General features: G+C 64.6%; 20 protein-coding genes and 2 tRNA genes. 17 read left to right on the top strand and 5 right to left on the bottom strand.

Annotated elements, in window-relative coordinates; genetic code table 11:
• The first annotated feature begins 185 nt into the window (after positions 1-185).
• The 3 genes from glpK (at position 186) to M8009_RS03250 (ending at position 2,133) form a co-directional block, all read left to right on the top strand.
• Positions 186-1,670 (top strand): glycerol kinase GlpK, encoded by a 1,485-nt coding sequence (gene glpK / locus M8009_RS03260; RefSeq protein ID WP_250059320.1) that lies wholly within the window; start codon positions 186-188, stop codon positions 1,668-1,670.
• Between the two features lie 285 nt (positions 1,671-1,955).
• A tRNA-Val gene (locus M8009_RS03255) sits at positions 1,956-2,032 on the top strand.
• A 24-nt stretch (positions 2,033-2,056) separates the two neighbouring features.
• Positions 2,057-2,133, top strand: a tRNA-Val gene (locus M8009_RS03250).
• Positions 2,134-2,177: 44 nt separating this feature from the next.
• Here M8009_RS03250 and M8009_RS03245 read toward each other — a convergent pair.
• The 4 genes from M8009_RS03245 to M8009_RS03230 form a co-directional block, all read right to left on the bottom strand.
• Positions 2,178-2,651: a GAF domain-containing protein gene (locus tag M8009_RS03245; protein ID WP_250059319.1), complete on the bottom strand. Its 474-nt coding sequence runs from the start codon at positions 2,649-2,651 to the stop codon at positions 2,178-2,180.
• 83 nt (positions 2,652-2,734) lie between these two features.
• Positions 2,735-3,529 (bottom strand): MetQ/NlpA family ABC transporter substrate-binding protein, encoded by a 795-nt coding sequence (locus M8009_RS03240; protein ID WP_250059318.1) that lies wholly within the window; start codon positions 3,527-3,529, stop codon positions 2,735-2,737.
• Positions 3,530-3,791: 262 nt separating this feature from the next.
• On the bottom strand, positions 3,792-4,445 hold the full coding sequence (locus M8009_RS03235; protein ID WP_106232057.1) for a methionine ABC transporter permease: 654 nt from the start codon (positions 4,443-4,445) through the stop codon (positions 3,792-3,794).
• Positions 4,426-5,484 (bottom strand): methionine ABC transporter ATP-binding protein, encoded by a 1,059-nt coding sequence (locus tag M8009_RS03230; RefSeq protein ID WP_250059317.1) that lies wholly within the window; start codon positions 5,482-5,484, stop codon positions 4,426-4,428. The genes M8009_RS03235 and M8009_RS03230 overlap by 20 nt, the downstream gene beginning before the upstream one ends.
• 607 nt (positions 5,485-6,091) lie before the next feature.
• On the opposite strand from M8009_RS03230, the gene M8009_RS03225 reads away from it, so the two are divergent.
• From M8009_RS03225 to M8009_RS03160, 14 genes are all read left to right on the top strand, one after another.
• Complete coding sequence (locus M8009_RS03225; protein WP_250059316.1) at positions 6,092-6,721, top strand: riboflavin synthase subunit alpha; 630 nt, start codon at positions 6,092-6,094, stop codon at positions 6,719-6,721.
• Between the two features lie 390 nt (positions 6,722-7,111).
• A complete protein-coding gene (locus M8009_RS03220; RefSeq protein WP_250059315.1) occupies positions 7,112-8,416 on the top strand; it encodes an NCS2 family permease in 1,305 nt (434 codons plus the stop codon).
• 38 nt (positions 8,417-8,454) lie between these two features.
• On the top strand, positions 8,455-9,000 hold the full coding sequence (locus M8009_RS03215) for an adenine phosphoribosyltransferase (protein ID WP_250059314.1): 546 nt from the start codon (positions 8,455-8,457) through the stop codon (positions 8,998-9,000).
• A 5-nt stretch (positions 9,001-9,005) separates the two neighbouring features.
• Positions 9,006-9,485 (top strand): xanthine phosphoribosyltransferase, encoded by a 480-nt coding sequence (gpt, locus tag M8009_RS03210; RefSeq protein WP_250059313.1) that lies wholly within the window; start codon positions 9,006-9,008, stop codon positions 9,483-9,485.
• A gap of 3 nt (positions 9,486-9,488) precedes the next feature.
• The gene (ung, locus tag M8009_RS03205; protein WP_250059312.1) at positions 9,489-10,172 is read left to right on the top strand and encodes a uracil-DNA glycosylase; all 684 of its coding nucleotides are present in this window, start codon (positions 9,489-9,491) and stop codon (positions 10,170-10,172) included.
• A gap of 245 nt (positions 10,173-10,417) precedes the next feature.
• Entirely contained in the window at positions 10,418-11,047 is a 630-nt protein-coding gene (gene upp / locus M8009_RS03200; protein WP_250059311.1) for a uracil phosphoribosyltransferase, read from the top strand.
• A 612-nt stretch (positions 11,048-11,659) separates the two neighbouring features.
• Positions 11,660-12,748 carry an ABC transporter ATP-binding protein gene (locus M8009_RS03195; protein WP_250059310.1) on the top strand — a complete coding sequence of 363 codons (1,089 nt, stop codon included), beginning with the start codon at positions 11,660-11,662 and terminating at the stop codon, positions 12,746-12,748.
• A gap of 1 nt (position 12,749) precedes the next feature.
• Entirely contained in the window at positions 12,750-13,850 is a 1,101-nt protein-coding gene (locus M8009_RS03190; protein ID WP_250059309.1) for an ABC transporter ATP-binding protein, read from the top strand.
• Positions 13,843-14,724, top strand: a complete 882-nt coding sequence (locus tag M8009_RS03185; protein ID WP_250059308.1) for a carbohydrate ABC transporter permease — start codon at positions 13,843-13,845, stop codon at positions 14,722-14,724. The genes M8009_RS03190 and M8009_RS03185 overlap by 8 nt, the downstream gene beginning before the upstream one ends.
• 1 nt (position 14,725) lies before the next feature.
• Positions 14,726-15,619: a carbohydrate ABC transporter permease gene (locus M8009_RS03180; RefSeq protein ID WP_430886883.1), complete on the top strand. Its 894-nt coding sequence runs from the start codon at positions 14,726-14,728 to the stop codon at positions 15,617-15,619.
• 12 nt (positions 15,620-15,631) lie between these two features.
• Complete coding sequence (locus M8009_RS03175; protein ID WP_250059307.1) at positions 15,632-15,904, top strand: DUF2160 domain-containing protein; 273 nt, start codon at positions 15,632-15,634, stop codon at positions 15,902-15,904.
• A gap of 57 nt (positions 15,905-15,961) precedes the next feature.
• Positions 15,962-17,704, top strand: a complete 1,743-nt coding sequence (locus M8009_RS03170) for an ABC transporter substrate-binding protein (RefSeq protein ID WP_430886882.1) — start codon at positions 15,962-15,964, stop codon at positions 17,702-17,704.
• A gap of 143 nt (positions 17,705-17,847) precedes the next feature.
• Positions 17,848-19,458 (top strand): glycerol-3-phosphate dehydrogenase/oxidase, encoded by a 1,611-nt coding sequence (locus M8009_RS03165; protein ID WP_250059305.1) that lies wholly within the window; start codon positions 17,848-17,850, stop codon positions 19,456-19,458.
• Between the two features lie 91 nt (positions 19,459-19,549).
• Positions 19,550-20,788, top strand: coding sequence for a uracil-xanthine permease family protein (locus M8009_RS03160; protein WP_250059304.1), 1,239 nt, complete (start codon positions 19,550-19,552; stop codon positions 20,786-20,788).
• Positions 20,789-20,794: 6 nt separating this feature from the next.
• Here M8009_RS03160 and M8009_RS03155 read toward each other — a convergent pair whose 3' ends face one another.
• On the bottom strand, positions 20,795-21,379 hold the full coding sequence (locus M8009_RS03155; RefSeq protein ID WP_250059303.1) for a cupin domain-containing protein: 585 nt from the start codon (positions 21,377-21,379) through the stop codon (positions 20,795-20,797).
• Positions 21,380-21,474: the final 95 nt, after the last annotated feature.

The following is a 21,474-nucleotide window of genomic DNA, read 5'->3' as shown; positions in this document are numbered from 1 at the left end:
ACGACATCGTTTCGGCCACTGCAGGCATGGGGCCGAGCATCCTTCTCCATCCAAAGTCGTAGTTTCTCCCGGGGCCGGGCATTTGAGCGGGACGGTCGGCTGGAGTAGTCTGGATGATCATAAACGAACATTAGCGTCTAAAAGCGAAATCAGCACGCCAGTACAACCACAACAGGATGCTTGCCATGGCTTCTTACCTTCTGGCCATCGACCAGGGCACCACCAGCTCCCGCGCCATCCTCTTCGACCGCCAGGGGCGCAGCATCGCCACGGCGCAGCGCGAGTTCCCACAGCACTTTCCGCATGATGGCTGGATCGAGCATGACCCGGAGGACATCTGGGAGACGGTGCTCACCACCTGCCGTGAAGTGCTGGCCGATAGCGGCATCGCGCCCGAGGAGATCGCCGGGGTCGGCATCACCAACCAGCGCGAGACCACCCTGCTGTGGGATCGGGCCACAGGGGAGCCGCTGCACAACGCCATCGTCTGGCAGGACCGCCGCACCGACGAGGCCTGCCGGCGGCTGCGCGAGGCGGGACACCTGGAGGAGGTCCAGGCGCGCACGGGGCTGCTGATCGACCCCTACTTCTCGGCCACCAAGCTCGGCTGGCTGCTCGATGAGGTGCCAGGCGCCAGGGAGCGGGCCGAGCGGGGCGAGTTGGCCTTCGGCACCGTCGACACCTTCCTGATCTGGCGGCTGACCGGCGGCCGGGTGCACGCCACCGATGCCACCAATGCCTCGCGCACCGCCCTGTTCAATATCCATGAGCAGCGCTGGGACGAGGCGCTGCTGGCCCTGTTCGACATTCCGGCGAGCCTGCTGCCGGAGGTCAAGGATTCCAGCGACGACTTCGGCAGGGTCGATGCCCACTGGCTGGGTGGCGAGCTGCCCATCGCCGGGGTGGCCGGCGACCAGCAGGCCGCACTGGTTGGCCAGGCCTGCTTCTCGCCGGGCATGGGCAAGAGCACCTACGGCACCGGCTGCTTCATGATCGTCAACACCGGGGAGACCGCCGAGGTCTCACACAACCGGCTGCTGACCACGGTGGCCTATCGGCTCGACGGCAAGCCGACCTACGCCATGGAGGGCAGCATCTTCGTGGCCGGCGCCACGGTGCAGTGGCTGCGCGACGGCCTGCAGCTGTTTGCCGATGCCGCCGAGACCGAGGCCCTGGCAAGCCAGACGCGCAGCGGCCACAGCGTCTATCTGGTGCCGGCCTTTACCGGCCTCGGGGCGCCGCACTGGGACCCGAAGGCGCGCGGTGCCATCTTCGGCCTGACCCGCGACACCGGCATTGCCGAGATCGTCGCCGCCGGCCTCCAGGCGGTCTGCTACCAGACCCGCGACCTGCAGGTCTGCATGGACGACGACATGTCGGCCTCGCCGGGCATCCTGAGGGTCGACGGTGGCATGGTGGCCAACAACTGGGTGATGCAATTCCTCGCCGACATGCTGGGTGTCCAGGTGGACCGGCCCACGGTGCTGGAGACGACGGCCCTGGGGGCCGCCTACCTGGCCGGCCTGAGGCTTGGCTGGTATCGCGACCTCGACGAGATCGCCGAGCTGTGGCGCTGCGAACGAAGCTTCACGCCGCAGATGGAGGAGGGGGAGCGCGAGCGTCTCTACAGCGGCTGGAAGGAGGCCGTCGAGCGGGTCCGTACCCAGTAGCCCTTGGGGGTAGACCCTGAGGGTTTCTCACGAATGACCTGACAATAACGACAGGTTCGAAGGTGTTTGTGCCCTATGCGAGCACGGTGCCGCGCCCTTGGGGTCTGACCCCGCTGCTGCTTATTACACCAAACCTTTAATATAATCGAGAAATCAACGACATGGGGGTCAGACCCCAAGGGCTACGCCGAGCTCTCGGGCCATCTATTAGGGCTTGCAATTGCGGGGCGGATGGGTACAATACGCATCCGTTGCCACGGCGAAGTGATGCCGCAGCGGTGAGGCAGGACCATAGCTCAGTTGGTTAGAGCGCCACGTTGACATCGTGGAGGTCGGCGGTTCAAATCCGCCTGGTCCTACCAGATTCGCCCGGTGACAACAGCTTCAGGACCATAGCTCAGTTGGTTAGAGCGCCACGTTGACATCGTGGAGGTCGGCGGTTCAAATCCGCCTGGTCCTACCAGATTCCGACTCGCCCCCGCAGCTCCAAGCTGCGGGGGCGTTTCGCTATGTGATGTCACTGCATGCGAGATCGCTGCGCTTGATGAAGGTGGCCACCAGGGCCTCGATGCCCGCCTGGTCGGCCTCGGAGAAGCGCTCCTGCCTCGGGCTGTCCAGGTCGAGGACGCCCCACAGTCGCTCATTCACCACGATGGGCACCACCAGTTCGGCCCGGGAGTCCGCATCGCAGGCGATGTGGTCCGCCACGGCGTGCACGTCATCCACGCGCTGGGTCTCGCGCGTGCGGGCGGCGGCGCCGCAGACGCCCTTCGAGAAGGGGATGGGGTGGCAGGCCGGCTTGCCCTGGAAGGGCCCCAGGCAGAGCAGGTCGGGCTGGTGCTGCAGGTAGAAGCCGGCCCAGTTGAGGTCGGGTAGCTCCTGCATCAGGAAGGCGCAGGTCTGGGCGCTGTTGGTCAGCCAGTCGCGGGTATCGAGCAGGGCCTCGAGCTGGCGGGCCAGCAGGGAGTAGTCCGGTGTCATGGCGGCTCCTTGAACGAAGGAGGCCGGCACAGCGGCCGGCCCCAGATTCGTACATCTTTAAATAGTTAGATAGGGAAACTCACTCACTTCCAGCCGGGCACCGCCTGCGGCCCAAACAGCTCCTCCGCCTTGGCCTCGACCTCCTCGGTCTGGTAGGCCTTGACCAGCTGCTGGATGGCCTCACGCTCCTCGTCGCCACCGCGCACCACGATCAGGTTGACGTAGGGCGACTCCGCGCCTTCCTTGATCAGGGCATCGTCCAGACTCAGCCCGGCCGGCTGGGCGAAGGTGTTGTTGATGAAGGCCATGTCCACGTCGGGCAGCACGCGCGGCAGCTGGGCGGCTTCGATCTCGCGGAACTCGAAGTCGCGTGGGTTCTCGGCGATGTCCAGCGGGGTGGCTTCCAGGAATTCTGGATCATTGAGCTCGATCAGCCCCTCGTTGTGCATCAGGATCAGCGCCCGGCCCTCGTTGGAGGGGTCGTTGGGCAGGGCGATGGTGGCCCCGTCCGGCAGATCCTCGATGCTGTCGTACTTCTCGGAGTAGGCACCGATCGGATAGACGAAGGTGTAGCCGGCGATGGCAAAGTCGTAGCCCCGGTCTTCGACCATGGAGCGCATGTAGGGCTCGTGCTGGTAGGCATTGGCGTCGAGGCTGCCGTCGGCCAGGGCGGCGTTGGGCGTCACGTAGTCGGTAAACTCGATGATCTCGACCTCGAGGCCATACTCGCGCTCGGCGATCTCGGCGGCCACCTGCATGACGTCGGTCTCGGGGCCGGCCACGGTGCCGACCTTGATGGCGTGCTCGTCGGCCAGGGCGGTGCCGGCGCCGAGGGTCAGGGCGGAGGCCGCCAGGGTGCCGATCAGGCTCTTGCGCATGTCGTGATTCTCCTTTCGTACTATTCCCACATGAAAAGCATAATGGGTTAATTTTTAATAGCTAAATACTATATACTGCATTTCTATATTTGGGAAGGCGCTGATTTACGTCGCGAGCGAAGAGAGGCTGGCCGCCGCCGGAGCACAGTTCCCGGAGTGTAGCCTGCTACATGAGGAGACGACCGGGCCGGCGCACCGGCACCGCCGGCGGCCAGCTGTCTTTCTCAAGGGCCCGAGCGCAGCAGTAAATCAGTGTCTTCACTCACTTGTGGTCGCTCTTACGGACCAAATAATCCCCCAGGCTCTGGAAACCCTGGACCATCACCACCAGGATCACCACGGTGATCAGCATGATGGTGGGGTTGAAGCGGTTGTAGCCATAGCGGATGCCCAGGTCGCCCAGGCCGCCGCCACCCACGGCGCCGGCCATGGCCGAGTAGCTGACCAGGGTGACCACCGTCACCGTGAGCGCCGTGAAGATGCCGCCGCGCGCCTCGGGCACCAGCACCTTGGTGATGATCTGCCAGGGTGTTGCGCCCATGGACTGCGCGGCCTCGACCAGGCCCGGGGGGATCTCGTTGAGGGCGCCCTCCACCAGGCGCGCCACGAAGGGAATGGCGGCGATGGTCAGGGGCACGGCGGCGGCATTGGTGCCGATCGACGAGCCGACCAGCATCCGCGTGAAGGGGATGATCGCCACCATCAGAATGATGAAGGGGATCGAGCGGCCGATGTTGGTGATGGCCCCCAGCACCCGGTTGAGCGTCGGCTCGGCCAGTATCTGTCGCGGCCGGGTGACATACAGCAGCACGCCCAGCGGGATACCCACCAGGGCCGAGATCACGCCGGAGACACCCACCATGTAGAGGGTATCCAGGGTGGCCTTGAGGATCAGGTCAATCATCGCGCTGGACATGGCCGAGCACCTCCACCTGCAGGTCGTGGGATTCGAGATAGTCGAGGGCCTCGCGGGTCTTCTCCGCCGGGCCCATCAGTTCGGCGATCATCAGCCCCAGGGTGCGTTCCTGGATGGATTCCACCTTGGCCTGAAGGATGCTGACATCCACGCCACACTCCCGGGCCAGTCGCGAGATCAGCGGGGTGGAGACGGCGTCGCCCGAGAAGGCCAGGCGAACCACCGGATGGCTGTGTGGCCCGGGGGTCTCCTCGAGGCGCTCGATCAGGGCGCGTGGCGGGTCGAGCTTCAGGAAGTCGTTGAGGAAGTCGCGCCCCAGCCGGGTACCCGGCGCGGTGAAGAAGTCGCCCACGTCGGCTTCCTCGACCAGTTCGCCATCGGAGATCAGGCTGACCCGGTGGCAGATCGACTTCACTACCTCCATCTCGTGGGTGATCAGCAGGATGGTCAGGCCGAGCTTGCGGTTGATGTCGCGCAGCAGTTCCAGGATCGATCCGGTGGTATGGGGGTCAAGTGCCGAGGTGGCCTCGTCGCAGAGCAGCACCTTGGGGCGGCTGGCCAGTGCCCGGGCGATGGCCACGCGCTGTTTCTGGCCGCCCGAGAGCTGTGCCGGGTACTGGCGCGCCTTGTCGGCCAGGCCCACCAGCTCCAGCAGCGGCGTGACCCGTTCACGGATCTCGCCGCGCTTCATGCCCATCAGCTCCAGCGGCAGGGCCACGTTGGCGAAGACGGTGCGCGAGGTCAGCAGGTTGAAGTGCTGGAAGATCATGCCGATGCGGTGGCGCGCCTGGTTGAGGGCCGCCCCTGAGAGGGCCGTCAGCTCCTGGCCATCCACGGTGACGGTGCCCGTCGTGGGTCGCTCGAGCAGGTTGACGCAGCGGATCAGGGTGGACTTGCCGGCCCCGGAGAGGCCGATCACGCCATGGATCTGGCCCTGGGGCACATGGAGGTCGGCATGCTTGAGCGCCGTCACGGCCGAGCTGGCGCTGCGCCGCCCCCTGGGGTAGTAGGTCTTGGAAACGTCGTGGAGTCGAATCATCACAGCCGCCGGTGGGGCGCCGGTCGAGAGTCGGGCGGACAGGGCAGTGGGCAGGCACGAAAAAAAGGCCACCCTGGCGGGTGGCCATCAACGCTGGACACACCCTTTTAGCTGCACTTCACGCCGTGGACTGCCTCGGGAGGCGGTCCGCGACGTCGGCGCCCGCAATCCGGGTACAAATCGGCGCCTTCAAAATGTAGCCGCTTATCCTAGGTTTCGAACGAGCGTATGTCAATGAGAATGGGAGATGATGCCGTTAAGAAAGCTTTGTATTGGTGGAATACTCTGCCTCGAGGGATAATAGTGGAATATATTCCTGGTAGATATCCGAGAGCTCGGCGTAGCCCTTGGGGTCTGACCCCCAAGCTCTTGATTGCTCAGCTATATCAAAGGGTTGGCGTACTATGCAGCAGCGGGGTCAGACCCCAAGGGCGCGGCACCGTGCCCGCATGAGGCACAAACCCCTTCGAACCTGTCGATATCATCACCTCATTCGTGGGGAGACCCAGGGTCTTGCCCCTCGCCGCCATGGACGTCGTCCCCGGGGTTTCCTAGACTGGCGCTCTTTCGCCGGCCCGCTTGCGGCCGGCCAGCACGAGGAGCGTTCATGTTCACAGGCATCGTTCAGGGCACCGCCGAGGTGGTGGCCATCCAAGAGGCAGAGGCCTTTCGCACCCATGTGCTGGTACTGCCGGCAGAGCTGCGCGAGGGGCTGGCGCTGGGCGCCTCGGTAGCCCACAACGGGGTCTGTCTCACGGTCACTGCCATCGATGGCGAGAGGGTCAGCTTCGACCTGATGCGCGAGACCCTGCGCGTGACCAATCTTGGTGCGGTGACGGTGGGGGATCGCGTCAATATCGAGCGGGCGGCGCGCTTCGGCGACGAGATCGGTGGCCATGCCATGTCCGGCCATGTGATGGCGCTGGCCGAGCTGGTCGAGCTCGACGAGGCCCCCAACAATCGCCGGCTCTGGTTCGAGGTGCCTCATGCGCTGGGCCGTTTCCTGTTCGACAAGGGCTATATCGGCGTGGACGGCATCAGCCTGACCATCGGCAAGGTGCAGTCGGCCACCGCGGACCACGGCCCGCGCTTCTGCGTCGACCTGATCCCCGAGACCCTGGCCCGCACCATCCTGGTGGATCGGGTTCCGGGGGACGCCGTCAATATCGAGATCGACCCCCAGACCCAGGCCATCGTCGAGACGGTGGAGCGGGTGCTGGAGGCACGAGGAGTGTGACGCCAACGACAGAACCTGACCGTTCCGTCAACTCTGCGTTGGCCGGCCGGGTGGCGTATGGCCCGCAAGTTGCTTAACTAGCTGGGACCGTGCTGCCTGGAGTCGCTCAAAAGTCGTTGCTACCAAGGTGAGGGGCGCCGGGGACGGGGCGGAGAGGAGGTCCTACGCCATGGATGGCGTCGGTAGCGCCCAGGGATGGGTTTACAGCGCCTCCTCGTAGACCCGTCGCCGGAATAGCCCCGAGTGGTAACACCGTCTGGCGACAATCCTTTGTAGGTGCCCGGGCGCCTCGCCACTCGTCGAGGCTTTGGGTACCATAGGCGGCTTTTCTCGCGGGCTTTCTCGCACCTCAGGGCCATCGCAACGTCCACGCGCGCAGGAACGACAACCATGCTGAAACGCCTGATCGACAACCAGTTCAAGCTGGTCGAGCACAAGACCGATGTGAAGACCGAGGTCATCGCCGGGATCACCACCTTCCTGACCATGGCCTACATCATCTTCGTCAACCCGAGCATCCTCTCCGAGGCCGGCATGGACTACGGCGCGGTGTTCGTCGCCACCTGCCTGGCCGCCGCGGTGGGCTGCCTGATCATGGGCCTGTGGGCCAATTACCCCATCGCCCAGGCGCCCGGCATGGGGCTGAACGCCTTCTTCACCTACGGCGTGGTGCTGGGCATGGGCTACACCTGGGAGGCGGCGCTGGGCGCGGTCTTCTTCTCCGGCTTCATCTTCTTCCTGCTTAGCATCTTCAAGATCCGCGAATGGATCATCAACTCGATTCCGCTCTCCCTGCGCCTGGGTATCGCCGCAGGTATCGGCCTCTTCCTGGCGATGATCGCGCTGAAGAATGCCGGCATCGTGGTCGCCAACGACGCTACATATGTGGCCCTGGGGGACCTCTCCGAGCCTGCCGCGCTCTACGCGCTGCTGGGCTTCTTCGTGATCACCGCACTGGCCTACCTCAAGGTCACCGGGGCGGTGATGATCGGTATCCTCGGCGTGACCGTGCTGGCGATGCTCCTCGGTCACAACGAGTTCGGCGGCTTCATGTCCATGCCGCCCTCCATCGCGCCGACCTTCATGGCCCTGGACCTGGTCGGCGCCCTGGACGTGGCGATGCTCAGCGTGATCTTCGCCTTCCTGTTCGTCGACCTGTTCGACACCTCCGGCACCCTGGTCGGCGTGGCCCACAAGGGTGGGCTGCTGGACAAGGACGGCAAGCTGCCGCGCATCGGCCGCGCGATGATGGCCGACAGTGGCGCGTCCATGGCCGGCGCCGTGCTGGGGACCTCCACCACCACCAGCTACATCGAGTCCACCGCCGGCATTGCCTCCGGCGGGCGCACCGGCCTGACCGCCGTGGTGGTGGCGGTGCTGTTCCTGATCAGCCTGTTCTTTGCACCGCTGGCGGGCTCCATCCCGGCCTACGCCACCGCCGGGGCCCTGCTCTATGTGGCGGTGCTGATGGCCGGCAGCCTGGCCCACGCCAACTGGGACGACCCGACCGACGCCGCGCCGGTACTGATCGCTGCCCTGGCCATGCCGCTGACCTTCTCGATCGCCGAGGGCATCGCGCTGGGCTTCATCAGCTACGCCGCGATCAAGACGCTCTCCGGGCGCTTCAAGGACCTGAATCCCGCGGTGATCGTGCTGGCCCTGCTGTTTGCCGGCAAGTTCCTGTTCCTCGACTGAACCATACTCATTGCACTCACTCACCGAGACTCGACTTAATGAGCATCTACGGCGACTACATCAAGTCCGTGATCCGCACGGTCCCCGACTGGCCGCAGGCGGGCGTCAACTTCCGCGACATCACCCCGCTGCTGCAGAACAGCGCGGCCTTCCGCAAGCTGGTCGACAGCTTCGTGCATCGCTACCAGGAGATGGACCTCGACGCCATCGCCGCCATCGATGCTCGCGGCTTCATCATCGGCGCGCCGCTCGCCTACGAGCTGGGCTGCAGCTTCGTGCCGGTGCGCAAGAAGGGCAAGCTGCCGTTCCGCACCATCAGCGAGACCTATACGCTGGAGTACGGCGAGGCCGAGGTGGAACTGCACTCCGACGCCTTCAAGCAGGGCGATCGCATCCTGATCGTCGACGACCTGATCGCCACCGGCGGCACCATGCTGGCCGCGGCCAAGCTGATCACCCGCAGCGGCGGGCGGGTGATCGAGACCGCCACCATCGTCGACCTGCCGGACCTGGGCGGGTCCCAGCGTATCCGTGAGGCGGGCTACGGGGTCTTCGCCGTCTGCGCCTTCACCGAGGACGAGTAAAGCTCATGAGCACCCATCGCTACCACCAGCACTTCACCGTGTCCTGGGACCAGCTGCATCGCGACGTGCGCGAACTTTGCCATCGGCTGATCGAGCGTGACTTCAAGGGCATCATCGCCATCACCCGCGGGGGGCTGATTCCCGCGGCGCTGATCGCCCGCGAGCTCGATGTGCGCCTGATCGATACCGTCTGCATCAAGAGCTACGACCACATGGACCAGGGCGGCCTGGAGGTGATGAAGGGCGTCGACCACGAGGGCGAGGGTTGGCTGCTGGTCGACGATCTGGTCGATACCGGCCGTACCGCCAAGGCCGTGCGCGAGATGCTCCCCAAGGCCCACTTCGTGACCATCTATGCCAAGCCCGAGGGCAAGCCGCTGGTGGACCAGTACCTCACCGAGGTCGCCCAGGACTGCTGGATCCAGTTCCCCTGGGACATGGGCGTGGCCTACGTCGAACCGCTGGTCGACCAGGCGAAGCGCTGAGCCATGAGCACGCCGCTCCCCGACAGCTGGCAGCAGTGGCTGGGCGACGAGTTCCAGGCGCCCTACATGCAGGCGCTGCGTGAGTTCCTGGCCGCCGAGAAGGCCGCCAGGAAGGTGATCTATCCCCACTCGACGGACTGGTTCCGCGCCTTCGATCTGACGCCGCTGGACCGGGTCAAGGTGGTGATCCTCGGGCAGGATCCCTACCACGGGCCGAACCAGGCCCATGGCCTCTGCTTCTCGGTGCGCCCCGGCGTTCGTGTCCCTCCGTCACTGGTCAACATCTACAAGGAGCTGCAGGCGGACGTGGGCTTCAGGCCGGTGGACCACGGCAACCTCGAGCACTGGGCGCGCCAGGGGGTGCTGCTGCTCAACAGCTCGCTGACGGTGGAGCAGGGCAATGCCGGCTCGCACCGCGGCAAGGGCTGGGAGACCTTCACCGACCGCGCCATTGCCACCGTGAGCGAGCATGCCGAACCCTCGGTGTTCCTGCTGTGGGGCAGTCCGGCGCGCAAGAAGAAGGCGCTGGTCGATACCTCGCGCCACCTGGTGCTGGAATCCCCGCATCCCTCGCCGCTCTCCGCCCACCGCGGCTTCTTCGGCAACCATCACTTCTCCCGGGCCAATGCCTTCCTGGTCGAGCAGGGACGTGAGCCCATCGACTGGCAGCTGCCAGAGACGCCCTGAACACGCTGCCGGACAGCAGCATAAGGCGAGGTGCGCCGGGGACAGGTCGCAGAGGGGGTCCTATGCCAGGGATGGCATCGGTAGCGTACAGGGAGGTATTCACAGCGCCCCCTCGCAGACCTGGCGCCGGACAAGCACCGTGCTTAACGTCGACGCGGGATGAAGTTAGAATGGCTAACAATTTGTCGTTGCTGTCCATCCGACGATAGTCGCCACGTATTTACCGCCGTCCAAGAGGTCCCCCCATGAGCGTCCACGCCATCCAGCATCCCCTGGTCCAGCACAAGCTCGGCCTGATGCGCGAAGCCGGCATCAGCACCAAGAGCTTCCGCGAACTGGCCGGCGAGCTGGCCAAGCTGCTCACCTATGAGGCGACCAGCGACCTGGAACTCCAGGAGCAGGAAATCGACGGCTGGAACGGCGAGAAGATCCCGGTGCAGCTCCTCAAGGGCAAGAAGGTCACCATCGTGCCGATCCTGCGGGCGGGGCTGGGCATGCTCGACGGCGTCACCGACCTGATTCCCAGTGCCAGGGTCAGCGTGGTGGGGCTCTACCGTGATGAGGAGACGCTCGAGCCGGTACCGTACTTCGCCAAGTTCGCCAATGACCTGGACGAGCGCATGGCCATCGTCATCGATCCCATGCTGGCCACCGGAGGCACCATGGTCGCGACCCTGGACATGCTGCGCGAGCGCGGCTGCAAGCTCATGAAGGTCATCGTGCTGGTGGCCGCCCCCGAGGGCATCAAGCGGGTCCAGGACGCCTATCCGGACATCGAGCTCTACACCGCGGCGGTGGATGACCATCTCGACGAGAACGGCTATATCGTCCCGGGTCTGGGCGACGCGGGCGACAAGATCTTCGGTACCCGCTGAACGGCACGACTTCTTTAGGTTCTTCGCACCTTGGCGTGATGTCGTTCGACAGAAAAGGATGCCGTTTGTAGGCGCACCTGTGGGAGCGATCTTTAGATCGCGAAAGAAGGCCGGAGGCCTTTCCGGCAATAGGCAGTCAGTCCAGGGCGCCTGTCGGCGCCATTCGTCGAGGCGTCGAACCGGCAATGAATTGCGCTCCCACAAGGGTACTTCGCTTCGTTCACGCTAAAATGCGATGATCCTTTTTTTACGCCGAGTCCCTTCCTGACGCCAGCCTCCGCGACCTGTCCCCTGTCGCGAAGGCTGGCGTTGCCTCTTCCCGTCGTTATCCCTGATCGTCTCAAGATGTTGTGGCATGTTCGTTTTCGATCACAGGGTGACGCTCCTTCCCGAGCCGATATTTCCCCCCCTCCCGCGCTCATTCGTTAGACAAAAGTTCAATCGATATAAAAATACAGGTAAATCCAGTAGGTTGCATCATTGATGAGAGGATCCTTGTGCCGGTTCTCGATATTTTCGATTGCCGACATTTGTGTTTGAAAGCGAATCTCGACTAGGTTGTGTTCAGCAGTCTCCGAACCCATCACATAACAACGAACCGTCGAGATCTGTATGTCCTTGATCCTAGATAACATCGATCACGTGGTCGGTGGCGCCACTCACATCTCGGGCGTGAACCTGGAGCTCCAGCCGGGCTCCTTCAATGTCCTGCTGGGACGGACCCTGGCCGGCAAGACCACCCTCATGCGGCTGATGGCGGGGCTCGATACCCCGACCCGCGGGCGAATCCTGATGAACGGGGAGGACGTGACCGGGCGCTCGGTGCGCAAGCGCAACGTCTCCATGGTCTACCAGCAGTTCATCAACTATCCGGCCCTTTCCGTCTATGACAACATCGCCTCGCCCCTCAAGCTGGCCAAGGTCGCGCGCGCCGAGGTCGACCGGCGGGTGCGTGAGGTCGCCGAGATGCTGCATATCGAGCACCTGCTCGATCGTCTGCCGCTGGAGCTTTCCGGCGGTCAGCAGCAGCGCACCGCCATGGGGCGCGCGCTGGTGAAGGATGCCGATGTCGTGCTCTTCGACGAGCCGCTGGTCAACCTCGACTACAAGCTCCGCGAGGAATTCCGCGACGAGCTGCGCTCGGTGTTCAGCGAGCGCAACTGCATCGCCGTCTATGCCACCACCGAACCCGCCGAGGCCCTGGCGCTGGGCGGCAACACCGCCGTGCTCCATGAAGGGCGCCTGCTGCAGTACGGCCGGACGGAAGACGTCTACCACCGTCCGCGCGACATCCTGACCGCGGAGATGTTCTCCGAACCGCCGATCAACATCGTCGAGGGAATCATCTCCGGGTCCGAGGTGACTTTCGACAAGACGCTGCATTTTCCCATCAACGACGACCTGCGCAGCCTGGCGCCGGGCGAGTACCGCTTCGGCGTGCGTGCCTCGCACATCTCGCTCTCGCCCCGGGCCAAGGATGATATCGAGGTGAAGATGACCGTCGACCTGGCGGAGATCAGCGGCTCCGAGACCTTCCTTCATGTGCACAACGCGCTCTTCCACATGACGGTGCACCTCGAGGGTGTCCACGAGTTCCGTGTCGATGCGCCGGTGACGCTCTACTTCCCGACCCACAAGGTCTATGCCTTCGACCGCCAGGGCGCGGTGGTGCATATCCCGACGCACCTGGGGGGGCTCTGAGATGGCAGAGATCACCCTGAAAGCCCTGGCCCATACCTATCTGCCCGACCCCCGGTCGCCCGAGGACTATGCCATCCGCGAGATGGACCACGTCTGGCACCAGGGGGGAGCCTATGCGCTGCTCGGGCCCTCGGGCTGCGGCAAGTCGACCCTGCTCAACATCATCTCCGGCCTGCTGGAACCCTCCAGCGGCGAGGTGCTCTTCGACGGCGAGGTGGTCAATGCCCTGCCCCCCGAGGCGCGCAACATCGCCCAGGTTTTCCAGTTCCCCGTCATCTACGACACCATGACGGTCTACGACAACCTGGCCTTTCCGCTGCGCAACGTGAAGACCCCCGAGGCCCGGGTCCATGAGCGCGTCATGGAAGTCGCCGAGGTGCTGGAGCTCACCGCCCAGCTCAAGCGCAAGGCCAAGAACCTCACCGCCGACGAGAAGCAGAAGGTCTCCATGGGCCGGGGGCTGGTGCGCGAGGACGTCTCGGCGATCCTCTTCGACGAGCCGCTCACCGTCATCGACCCCCAGCTCAAGTGGAAGCTGCGCCGCAAGCTCAAGGAGATCCACCAGCGCTTCGAGATCACCATGGTCTACGTGACCCACGACCAGCTCGAGGCCTCCACCTTCGCTGACAAGATCGCCGTGATGTACGAGGGCCAGGTGGTGCAGTTCGGCACGCCCAGGGAACTCTTCGAGAGGCCCAATCACACCTTCGTCGGCTACTTCATCGGCAGCCCGGGCATGAACTTCCTGGAGGTGACGTCCCGTGACGGGCGCGTGATGGCCGGTGATATCGAGCTGGCGGTCGGGCAGGGCGTCCATGACGCCGTGGCCGGTGCCCGCTCGACTCACATCAAGCTGGGTATCCGTCCCGAGTTCATCGAGGTGCACGACGCGCCGGTCGAGGGCGGCATGGAGGCCCGGGTGGATCATGCCCAGGACCTGGGGACCTACTCGATCGTCTACCTGACGCTGGGCAGCATTGCCCTCAAGGCGCGCATCGAGGAGGACCAGGTGACGCCAACCGGCAAGGCATGGCTGCGCTTCCCCGATGAGCGACTCGGCCTTTACGTCGACGAATACCGCGTGGAGATCGACCATGAATAAGGTCTACAACAACCGGGCATGGTGGCTGATCCTGCCCATGCTGCTGCTGGTGGCCTTCTCGGCCGTCATCCCGCTGATGACCGTGGTGAACTACTCGGTCCAGGATGTCTTCGATGCCAATACACGCTTCTTCACGGGCACCGAGTGGTTCAAGGTGATGCTCAACGACCCGGCCCTTCAGGCGGCCGTGCTGAGACAGTTCGCCTTCTCGCTGACCGTGCTGGCCATCGAGGTGCCGCTGGGGATCGGCATCGCCCTGATCATGCCCAAGAAGGGCTGGCAGGCCTCGGCGGTGCTGATACTCGTCACCATGCCGCTGCTGATTCCCTGGAACGTGGTGGGCAGCATCTGGCAGATCTTCACCCGGGGCGATATCGGCCTGATGGGCTGGAGCCTGCGTGAGCTCGGCTATGGCTACAACATCACGTCGAGCCCGGTGGATGCCTGGGCGACCATTATCCTGATGGATGTCTGGCACTGGACACCGCTGATCGCCTTGCTGTGCTTCAGCGGCCTGCGCTCGATCCCCGATGCCTACTACCAGGCGGCGCGTATCGACCGTGCCTCGAAGTGGGCCGTGTTCCGCTATATCCAGCTGCCCAAGCTCACCAACGTGCTGGTGATCGGGGTGCTGTTGCGCTTCATGCACTCCTTCATGATCTACGCCGAGCCCTTCGTGCTTACCGGCGGGGGCCCCGGCAGCTCCACCACCTTCCTCAGCCAGTCGCTGACGACCATGGCTATCGGCCAGCAGGACCTGGGGCCATCGGCGGCCTTCTCGCTGATCTACTTCCTGATCATCCTGCTGGTCACCTGGGTGTTCTACACCGCGATCATGAACATGCAGAAAGACGACAACAACCAGGAGGCATGACATGAGTGATGCATTGCCCACCACCCCCGAGGCCGTTCGCCAGCGCGCTGCGGCCGCCGACAACCGGCGTCGTCGCAAGGCGCGCCCGGCCTCCCGCCAGTGGCGTCGCCGGGGGCTCATGACCGCCTATATCGTCTTCGTGCTGTTGCCGATCTACTGGCTGCTCAACATGTCCTTCCAGTCCAACACCGAGATCCTCGGCGGACTGACCCTGTGGCCCGAGGCGTTCACCTTCGAGCACTATGCCAAGATCCTCACCGAGTCCAGCTGGTACATGGGCTACGTGAACTCGATCACCTACGTGCTGATGAACATGCTGATCAGCATCGCGGTGGCGCTGCCGGCCGCCTATGCCTTCAGCCGCTACAAGTTCATCGGCGACAAGCACCTGTTCTTCTGGCTGCTGACCAATCTGATGGCGCCGCCGGCCGTCTTCCTGCTGCCCTATTTCCAGCTCTACTACACCGTCGGGTTGTTCGACACCCATGTCGCGGTGGCGCTGGCCCACTGCCTGTTCAATATCCCGCTGGCGGTGTGGATCCTCGAGGGCTTCATGAGCGGGGTACCCAAGGAGATCGACGAGACGGCCTTCATCGATGGCTACAGCTTCCCGAAGTTCTTCGTGAAGATCTTCATCCCCATGATCAGCTCGGGGATCGGCGTGACCCTGTTCTTCCTGTTCATGTTCTCCTGGGTCGAGCTGCTGCTGGCCAGCACCCTGACCTCCACCGGCGCCCAGCCCATCGCCTCGGTGATGACCCAGACCAAGGGCGCCTCGGGGATCGACTGGGGGGCATTGGCCGCCGCCGGCACCTTGACGATATTGCCGGGCATCGTGGTGGTCTATTTCGTTCGCAACCACATCGCCAAGGGCTTTGCCCTGGGCCGGACCTGAGGAGGACGCGACATGGAATGGATGGTCTGGACCACCCCCACCACGATCTTCTTCGCGGTCATCGCCGCCATGCTGGCCGGCATGACGGCCTGGGAGGTCATCTCGCCGACGGTCGAGCGCAAGGGCTTCCTGCCCATCTCGACCACCCGCGGCGATAGGCTCTTCATCGGGCTGCTCTGCGCGGCCTATATCCACCTTGTGGTGGTGGGCTTCACCCCGCTCAGCATCTGGCTGGCTCTGGGGGCATCGGTGCTCTGGCTACTGATCCTGATGCGCTGGGGCTGACAGAAACGCATGGAGCCGAATGTCCAGGGACGGACGACGACAACCAAAGAGGTCAATATGAAAGCGACAACAATGCGACTCTCTCTACTGGCGGCCGGTGTCATGCTGGCAAGTCCAGCCCTGCACGCCGACGATCATGATGCGCGCGCCATCGCCGAACGCCTGGTCGATGAACACTTCCAGAACTCGACGCTCTCCCGTGAGGAGCAGATCGAGGAACTGATGTGGTTCGCCAAGGCGGCCGAGCCCTTCCGCGACATGGAGATCAACACCGTCGCCGAGGGCCTGACCACGCATATCTACGAGCGGGACGTGCTGGCCGAGGCGTTCTCTGAGCTGACCGGCATCGAGGTGACCCACAACATCATCGGCGAGGGTGATGTGGTCAACAACATGCAGACCCAGATGCAGTCGGGTCGCAACATCTACGATGGCTACGTCAACGACTCCGACGCCATCGGCACCCATATCCGTTACGGCACCACCGTCAACATCTCCAATGCCATGGAGAACGAGTGGGCCGACTACACCCTGCCCACCCTGGATCTCGATGACTTCATCGGCCTGCAGTATGGCACCGGCCCGGATGGCAGCATCTACCAGCTACCCACCCAGCAGTTCGCCAACCTCTACTGGTTCCGCTACGACTGGTTCCAGCGCGAGGACCTCCAGGAGCAGTTCCGCGACATCTACGGCTATGACCTGGGCGTGCCGACCAACTGGACCGCCTACGAGGACATCGCCGAGTTCTTCACCGAGCACGTCGGCGAGATCGACGGTACCCAGGTCTATGGCCACATGGACTACGGCCGTCGCGACCCGTCGCTGGGCTGGCGCTTCCATGACTCCTGGCTCTCCATGGCCGGCATGGGCAGTCCCGGTGTGCCCTTCGGCAATCCGGTGGATGACTGGGGCATTCGCGTCAACGAACAGAGCGAACCGGTCGGCGCCAGCGTCTCTCGCGGCGGCGCCACCAACTCGCCGGCCTCGGTGTTCGCCGTGACCAAGATGGTGGACTGGCTCGAGAAGTACGCCCCGCCCGAGGCCAGCGGCATGACCTTCGGCGAGGCCGGCCCGGTTCCTGCCCAGGGCCAGATCGCCCAGCAGATGTTCTGGTACACCGCCTTCACCGCGGACATGACCGCCCCTGATCTGCCGGTCACCGACGAGGAGGGCAATCCCAAGTGGCGCATGGCGCCGTCGCCCACCGGGCCGTACTGGGAGGAGGGCATGAAGGTCGGCTATCAGGATGTGGGGTCCTGGACCTTCTTCGATTCCACCCCGGAGGATCGCCGCACCGCCGCCTGGCTGTTCGCCCAGTTCACCGTCTCCAAGACGGTATCGCTGGAGAAGCTCATGGAGGGCCTCACGCCGATCCGCGAGTCGGATGTCTTCTCCGACCAGATGAGCGAGATGGCGCCCAAGCTCGGCGGCCTGGTGGAGTTCTACCGCAGCCCCAACGAGTCCAACTGGACGCCGTCCTCCACCAACGTGCCGGACTATCCGCGCATGGCGCCGCTGTGGTGGCAGAACCTGGCACCGGCCGTCAGCGGCGATATTTCGCCGAAGGAAGCGCTGGACAACCTCGCCGGGGATCTCGACAGCATCATGGCGCGCCTGGCGCGGGCCAAGGTCTTCACGACCTATGCCCCCAACCTCAACGAGGAGCGTGACCCCCAGTACTGGCTCGACCAGGAAGGTTCGCCCAAGGCGAAGCTGGATGACGAGATGCCGCAGGGCACCACCGTGCCCTACGACGAGATGATGGAGGCATGGATGGCTGCCGGTTCTCGCGAGTGATGAGTTGGCGGGTCGCATGACCCGCCCGACCTTGCCCCGGGCGCTCCCGGGGCCGTTCAAGATCGTGTAACCGGTTGCCTGAACGGGATGGCCCCGCTCGGTGCATACCGAGCGGGGCCTGTTGCTTTGAAGAAGGGCCAGACATGCAACTCAGAGAGAACAATATCCGCAAGCTCCCTGGCCAGACCTTCGATGCGCTGGTCATCGGGGGCGGCATCAATGGGGCCTCGGCGGCGGCGGCGCTGAGCGGAAAGGGGGCCAGGGTCGCGCTGATCGATCGCGGTGATTTCGCCGGCAGCACCAGCATGCACTCCTCCAACCTGGTGTGGGGGGGTATCAAGTACATGGAGAGCGGCGACTTCAAGCTGGTGCGCAAGCTGTGCAAGAGCCGCAACCACCTGATCAGAAGCTACCCCTCCACGGTCCAGGAGATCCGCTTCCTGACCACCATCAACAAGGGCTTTCGCCATCATCCGCTCTATCCCTGGGCCGGTACCTGGCTCTATTGGCTGATGGGCAGTGCCTTCACGCGCATGCCGAACTATCTGCGACCCGAGGGGATCAAGGCGCGGGAGCCGATCATCAATACCCGCAATGCTCAGGGAGGCTTCGAATATTCCGATGCCTACCTGCACGACAACGATGCGCGTTTCGTCTTCAATTTCGTGCGTGGCGCGCTGGATTTCGGCACCGTGGCGGCCAACTACGTCGAGTCGCTGGGGGCGCGTCGCGAGGGCGACCTCTGGGTCACCAGGGTCCGGGACCGTACCGATGACAGTACCTTCGAGATTCGCTCCAGGGTGCTCATCAATGCGGCGGGCCCCTGGGTCGACCAGCACAACAGCCTCTCGGGGCAGCAGACCGTCCACCATCACGTCTTCTCCAAGGGCATCCATCTGATCGTGCCGCGGCTGACCGACAGCAAGCGCGTTCTGGCCTTCTTCGCCGACGATGGTCGACTCTTCTTCGTCATCCCCATGGGGCCGCGCACCTGTATCGGCACCACCGATACCCGGGTCGAGAAGCCGGAGGTCGGCGCCACAGAAGACGATATCCGCTTCGTGCTCGACAACATCAACACGCGACTCGAACTCGCGACGCCGCTGGGCAAGGAGGACATCATCGCCACGCGCTGCGGCGTGCGTCCCCTGGCGGTCAAGCCCAGCGGTAGCGGCGATCGGGATTTCCTCAACCTGTCGCGCAAGCATGCCATCGATATCGACAGCGAGCGGCGTCACCTGAGCATCTTCGGTGGCAAGCTGACCGACTGTCTCAATGTCGGCGAGGAGGTGGTGGAGGAGGTGCGCCGGCTCGGCATCGAGATCCCGTATCCGGCGTTTCGCTGGTACGGCGAGCCCGATGCCTCGGTTCGCGAGGCCTTCATGCACCAGGCGCGGCTGATGGACCTGGATGCCATGACCAGCGCCGAGGCCTCCGAGCCGCTCAGCACCCGACTCTGGCGCCGCTATGGCGCCCAGGCGCTGGAGATGCTCGAGGACATCCGCCAGGACCCGCGCCAGGGCGAGGTGCTCATCGAGGGCACCGAATACCTGCGCTGCGAACTGAAACTGGCCAGGCGCCGCGAGATGGTGACCAAGCTCGAGGACTTCCTGAGGCGCCGCGCCAAGGTCTCGCTGGTGGTGCCCGAGGAGAGCATCCGCCACTCGCCAGGACTGCGCGAAGCCTGCGAGATCCTCTTCGACGACCAGGCCGAGGCACGCCTGCAGGAGTACCTGGAGGCAGAGGAGGGTTGAAAGAAGGGAGCGGTGTGCGGTAGCCCGGGGCAGCCAGGCTGGTAGAATGCCGCGCGACCCGTTCCCCTCGACCTTCTCGGAGCCCTTGACCATGACCGACACGACGGCGGCCGCCATGCCAACCGACACCCCGTTGCGCACCCTGCTCACCGGGGCGCAGATGCTCTTCGTGGCCTTCGGCGCCCTGGTGCTGGTGCCGCTGCTCACCGGGCTGGATCCCAATGTGGCGCTGTTCACGGCGGGCATCGGCACCCTGATCTTCCATGGCGTGACCCGGGTCAGCGTGCCGGTCTTCCTGGCCTCGTCGTTTGCCTTCATCGCGCCCATCCAGGGGTCGGTCGCGAACTACGGCATTCCCGCCACCCTGGGAGGGCTGATGGCCGCCGGCCTGGTCTATGTGGTGATCTCCCAGTTCGTGCGCCTCAAGGGCACCGCCTGGCTGCATCGGCTGCTGCCCCCGGTGGTGGTGGGGCCGGTGATCATGGTGATCGGCCTGGCCCTGGCCCCGGTGGCCGTGGACATGGCCACCGGCGAGACCAGCGAGAACATCGGCTATGGCGCGGCGATCTTCCTCTCCATGGCCAGCCTGCTGGTTACCCTGGTGCTGGCGGTGTTCGGCCGCGGCCTGATCCGCCTGATCCCGATCATGGGCGGTATCGTCACGGGCTACGTGCTGGCGCTGCTGATGGGCGTGGTGGACTTCACCCCGGTGCAGGAATCCGCCTGGCTGTCGCTGCCGTCGTTCACCGCGCCGAGTTTTCACTGGGCGGCGATCCTCTTCATGATCCCGGTCGCCATCGCCCCGGCGGTGGAGCATATCGGTGACATGGTCGCCATCGGCTCGGTGACGCGCAGGAACTACCTGGAGAAGCCCGGCCTGCATCGCACCCTGCTGGGCGACGGCCTGGCCACCACCGCAGCGGCGCTGTTCGGCGGGCCGCCCAACACCACCTACTCCGAGGTCACCGGTGCCGTGACCCTGACCCGTGCCTTCAACCCCCGGATCATGGTGGTCGCCGCCTGCATCGCCATCGTCCTGGCCTTCGTCGGCAAGCTCGGTGCGCTGCTGCAGACCATCCCCGGTCCGGTGATGGGCGGCATCATGACCCTGCTCTTCGGTTCCATCGCCGTGGTCGGCATGAACACCCTGGTGCGGGCTGGCAAGCCGCTCACCGCGCCGCGCAACCTGGTGGTGGTCTCCCTGGTGCTGGTCTTCGGCATCGGTGGCATGCAGTTCGGCAATGGCCAGTTCACCCTGCAGGGGGTCAGCCTCGCCGCCCTGGTCGGCATCATCCTCAACTGGGTACTGCCCCGCGCCGAGGAGGAGTGATCTCGCTCAGGCGTGATGCATCTCCTGGCCCGCGTCGGAGAAGGTCGGCGGGGTGCTGGCGCTGACGATCACGCACTCCTCGTCGCCGGGGTTGCGGAAGCGGTGGGGCAGGCGGGAGTCGAAGTAGTAGGCGTCGCCGGCACTCAGCACTCCCACCTCGCCGTTCACGGTGATCTCGATCTGCCCCGAGATCACCACGCCGCCTTCCTCGCCGTCGTGTTCCAGCATCTCCTCGCCGCTGTCGGCCCCGGGCGGGTAGTGTTCGTGGATGATCGACATGCGCCGGTCGGGGCGCCGGGCAGCCACCAGCCGCCAGGAAAGCTTGCCATCGCCGATATCGGTCAGTTCGCCCCGGCGATAGAAGGACTGCGGCTGGCTGGGTTCGTCCCCGGCGAAGAAGGCGCTGATCGACACTGGCAGGGCGTCGAGTATCTTCTTCAGCGAACTCACCGAGGGGCTGACGTTGTTCTGCTCGACCAGCGAGATCGTGCTGTTGGTGACCCCGGCCCGCTTGGCCAGTTCGCGCTGTGACAGCCCACGTGAGAGCCGCAGCTGCTTGAGTCGGGCGCCTACATCGAATGCCTCTTCCATGGATCGGTCCTTACCGCGGTTGTTGCCGCATTCGTGGAATATTTTCAACATAGTGTACCTCCTTGGAGACACGGGTATAAGCCACGGCTTGACCG

Origin of the sequence: Halomonas gemina (assembly GCF_023554995.1) — a bacterium.
In the GTDB taxonomy this organism is placed as follows: domain Bacteria; phylum Pseudomonadota; class Gammaproteobacteria; order Pseudomonadales; family Halomonadaceae; genus Halomonas; species Halomonas gemina.
This window is presented reverse-complemented; position numbering and strand designations above follow the sequence as displayed.

What these genes read in the sequence shown, in the direction of transcription:
- glpK (WP_250059320.1), top strand. Translation starts at nt 186, where the DNA reads ATGGCTTCTTACCTTCTGGCCATCGACCAGGGCACCACCAGCTCCCGC.
- M8009_RS03175 (WP_250059307.1), top strand. Translation starts at nt 15,632, where the DNA reads ATGGAATGGATGGTCTGGACCACCCCCACCACGATCTTCTTCGCGGTC.
- upp (WP_250059311.1), top strand. Translation starts at nt 10,418, where the DNA reads ATGAGCGTCCACGCCATCCAGCATCCCCTGGTCCAGCACAAGCTCGGC.
- M8009_RS03220 (WP_250059315.1), top strand. Translation starts at nt 7,112, where the DNA reads ATGCTGAAACGCCTGATCGACAACCAGTTCAAGCTGGTCGAGCACAAG.
- M8009_RS03215 (WP_250059314.1), top strand. Translation starts at nt 8,455, where the DNA reads ATGAGCATCTACGGCGACTACATCAAGTCCGTGATCCGCACGGTCCCC.
- M8009_RS03230 (WP_250059317.1), bottom strand. Translation starts at nt 5,484, where the DNA reads ATGATTCGACTCCACGACGTTTCCAAGACCTACTACCCCAGGGGGCGG.
- ung (WP_250059312.1), top strand. Translation starts at nt 9,489, where the DNA reads ATGAGCACGCCGCTCCCCGACAGCTGGCAGCAGTGGCTGGGCGACGAG.
- gpt (WP_250059313.1), top strand. Translation starts at nt 9,006, where the DNA reads ATGAGCACCCATCGCTACCACCAGCACTTCACCGTGTCCTGGGACCAG.
- M8009_RS03155 (WP_250059303.1), bottom strand. Translation starts at nt 21,379, where the DNA reads ATGGAAGAGGCATTCGATGTAGGCGCCCGACTCAAGCAGCTGCGGCTC.
- M8009_RS03165 (WP_250059305.1), top strand. Translation starts at nt 17,848, where the DNA reads ATGCAACTCAGAGAGAACAATATCCGCAAGCTCCCTGGCCAGACCTTC.
- M8009_RS03235 (WP_106232057.1), bottom strand. Translation starts at nt 4,445, where the DNA reads ATGTCCAGCGCGATGATTGACCTGATCCTCAAGGCCACCCTGGATACC.
- M8009_RS03195 (WP_250059310.1), top strand. Translation starts at nt 11,660, where the DNA reads ATGTCCTTGATCCTAGATAACATCGATCACGTGGTCGGTGGCGCCACT.
- M8009_RS03190 (WP_250059309.1), top strand. Translation starts at nt 12,750, where the DNA reads ATGGCAGAGATCACCCTGAAAGCCCTGGCCCATACCTATCTGCCCGAC.
- M8009_RS03225 (WP_250059316.1), top strand. Translation starts at nt 6,092, where the DNA reads ATGTTCACAGGCATCGTTCAGGGCACCGCCGAGGTGGTGGCCATCCAA.
- M8009_RS03245 (WP_250059319.1), bottom strand. Translation starts at nt 2,651, where the DNA reads ATGACACCGGACTACTCCCTGCTGGCCCGCCAGCTCGAGGCCCTGCTC.
- M8009_RS03180 (WP_430886883.1), top strand. Translation starts at nt 14,726, where the DNA reads ATGAGTGATGCATTGCCCACCACCCCCGAGGCCGTTCGCCAGCGCGCT.
- M8009_RS03160 (WP_250059304.1), top strand. Translation starts at nt 19,550, where the DNA reads ATGACCGACACGACGGCGGCCGCCATGCCAACCGACACCCCGTTGCGC.
- M8009_RS03240 (WP_250059318.1), bottom strand. Translation starts at nt 3,529, where the DNA reads ATGCGCAAGAGCCTGATCGGCACCCTGGCGGCCTCCGCCCTGACCCTC.
- M8009_RS03185 (WP_250059308.1), top strand. Translation starts at nt 13,843, where the DNA reads ATGAATAAGGTCTACAACAACCGGGCATGGTGGCTGATCCTGCCCATG.
- M8009_RS03170 (WP_430886882.1), top strand. Translation starts at nt 15,962, where the DNA reads ATGAAAGCGACAACAATGCGACTCTCTCTACTGGCGGCCGGTGTCATG.